General features: G+C 63.1%; 2 protein-coding genes and 1 pseudogene. All 3 read right to left on the bottom strand.

Going from position 1 to position 2,786, the window contains the following annotated elements:
• On the bottom strand, positions 1-277 hold a 277-nt coding region (locus tag JCM25146_RS22285; protein WP_148299130.1), incomplete at its 3' end, for a hypothetical protein.
• Positions 278-307: 30 nt separating this feature from the next.
• A pseudogene (gene tyrS / locus JCM25146_RS20225) lies at positions 308-1,569 on the bottom strand (tyrosine--tRNA ligase).
• A gap of 121 nt (positions 1,570-1,690) precedes the next feature.
• Positions 1,691-2,786 (bottom strand): metalloprotease TldD (tldD, locus tag JCM25146_RS15675; RefSeq protein ID WP_025829220.1); only part of this gene is annotated, 1,096 nt, incomplete at its 5' end.

Below are 2,786 nucleotides of genomic sequence, written 5' to 3'. Positions count from 1 at the left end.
GACGACCACCGCCGGGACGGGACCAGCCGCCACCATTGCCACCGGGGCGGCCACCCGGCCCCATGCCGGGCCTACCCACAGGCCGGGGAGCAGGTCGCAGCCATGCACCGCCATAACTGCCGCCACCATACCCGTAATAATCATCATAGCGCATACTGGGGCCAGCATATCCATACGGGTAGTAGGGGCGTGGTCCCGGGCCGGGACCGGGGCCAGCACACCCGGCCAGCGCCGTTAAAGACCCCAAGGCCGCCAGAGCACACACAAGACGTTTCATAACAATGGCCTCCTGCTGGTTACGGCCTGCTCAGGAACCGACCCGCACCAGCACATGATGTTTTTTGCCAGCAGAAAGCCTGATGGCACCGTCCACACTATCGTGCTCCACAATCAGGCGATTTTCATCCGCTATCACGGCATTGTTGAGGCGCGCCCCACCACCACGGACCAAACGCCGTGCCTCGCCATTGGTTTTGGCAAGACCTGCCTCCACCAGAAGGCGAAAAACGGGAATACCCGCAGCAAGCTCGGGCTGGCTGACCTCATGCACCGGCAGGTCGGCCGCAGTCACCCGACCTTCCTCAAACGTCTGGCGGGCAGCCTCGGCTGCGGCCAAAGCGGCCTCGCGCCCGTGGCACAGGGCCGTGGCCTCGGTCGCCAGCACTTTTTTGGCCTCGTTAATGTCTGCCCCCGGCAGGCTCTCAAGCCGTGCACATTCCTCCAGCGGCAGGTCCGTGAACAGGCGCAAAAAGCGGCCCACATCGGCATCTTCCGTGTTGCGCCAGAACTGCCAGTAATCAAACACCGGCAAACGCTTTGGTGACAGCCAGACCGCGCCGCTGGCGGTCTTGCCCATTTTTGCGCCGGAGGCGGTGGTCAACAGGGGGGTGGTCAGGCCCATGACGGTCTTCTGGTCCGTCCTGCGCACCAGTTCCACGCCCGAGATAATGTTGCCCCACTGGTCGGACCCACCAAGTTGGAGCACCAGACCATATTTGCGGCTGAGTTCGCGGAAGTCATAGGACTGGAGAATGGAGTAATTGAACTCGAGGAACGTCAGCCCCTGCTCGCGCTCAAGCCGGTTTTTAACCGAGTCGAAGGCCAGCATACGGTTGATGGAAAAATGCACCCCCACATCACGCAGCAGGTCAATATAGGCCAGCTTGTCCAGCCAGTCCGCGTTGTTGACCAGCATGGCATCGGACGGACCCGTGCCAAAGCTGAGGAACTGGCGCAGGCACCCCTCAATCCCGGCTAGGTTGGTCTGGATGATGTCTTCCGTCATCAACCCGCGCGCTTCCTCCCTAAAGGAGGGGTCACCAATACGTGCCGTGCCGCCCCCCACAAGGGCAATCGGGCGGTGACCATGCTTTTGCAGCAGGCGCAGCATCATAATCTGGATCAGCCCGCCCACATGCAGCTGTCCGCCGTGGGGTCAAAGCCGATATAAGCCGAGATGGACTCCCGTTCCATAAGTGCGTCCAGTGCCTGTGCATCCGTGCACTGGAAAATGAAGCCGCGTGCTGCGGCCTCGCGCATGAAAGAACTCCGAAATCCGCTCTCGACCATTTATCCTGTCCCTATCTTCCGGCCCGCATCAGGCGGGCAGAACCCAAGGCACACGCTCTAGCATGAGAGCACACCCAACAGGAACAGCCGACCGCACACCGCAGTCAGGTGGGGTGTGCGCTCAGGCCGTGCCCCCCACGGTCAGGCCGGTCATTTTGAGTGTGGGCTGGCCCACGCCCACCGGCACGCCCTGCCCGGCTTTGCCACAGGTGCCAATGCCCGGGTCCAGCTCCAGATTACCCCCGATCATGGACACCTGCGTCATGGCCTCTGCCCCGCTGCCAATCAGGGTGGCCCCCTTGACCGGGGCCGTCACCCGGCCGTTCTCGATCAGATAGGCTTCGGATGCGGCAAAGACGAACTTGCCCGATGTAATATCCACCTGCCCGCCACCAAAATGCACGGCATACAGCCCGCGCTTGACCGAGCGGATCATCTCCTCCGTGGTGGCGCTGCCTTCAAGCATAATGGTGTTGGTCATGCGGGGCAGCGGCATATGCGCGTAGGACTGGCGGCGACCATTGCCTGTGGGGGCCACCCCCATAAGCCGTGCGTTCAGCCGGTCCTGCAAATAGCCTTTGAGAATACCATCCTCAATCAGCACCGTGCGGCCTGTGGGTGTGCCCTCATCATCTATGGTCAGGCTGCCGCGGCGGTCCGGCATGGAGCCATCATCAATAACCGTCACACCGGGGGAGGCTACACGGGTGCCAATGCGGCCTGCAAAAACGGACGTACCCTTGCGGTTGAAGTCCCCCTCCAGCCCGTGGCCCACGGCCTCGTGCAGCAGAATACCGGGCCAGCCAGCGCCAAGTACCACTTCCATTTCCCCCGCTGGAGCGGCCTGCGCCTCCAGCGCGACAAGGGCCTGACGCAGGGCCTCGTCCACCGCACCCTGCCATGTTTCCACGTTCAGCAGGCGGTTGATCTCATACCGCCCACCAAGGCCGTGGCTCCCGCTCTCGCGCTTGCCCGCGTGCTCCACCACCACCGACACATTCAGCCGCACAAGGGGGCGCAGGTCGGCCACGCGCGTCCCATCGGCGCGGATGATCTGCACAGCCTGCCACTCGCCCGAGAGCGAGGCCATAACCTGCACCACGCGCGAGTCCTTGCCGCGCGCATAGGCATCTATGCTGGAGAGCAGGCCCGAGCGGGCGGCAAAATCCGTATCTCCCAGCGGGTTGGCGTCAGTGTACAGGCGCTGGTTGGTTGGG

It is taken from the genome of Acetobacter okinawensis JCM 25146, from assembly GCF_000613865.1.
GTDB classification, from domain to species: Bacteria; Pseudomonadota; Alphaproteobacteria; order Acetobacterales; family Acetobacteraceae; genus Acetobacter; species Acetobacter okinawensis.
The sequence above is the reverse complement of the archived record's forward strand: the minus strand, read 5'-3'. Positions and strand labels throughout refer to the sequence as shown.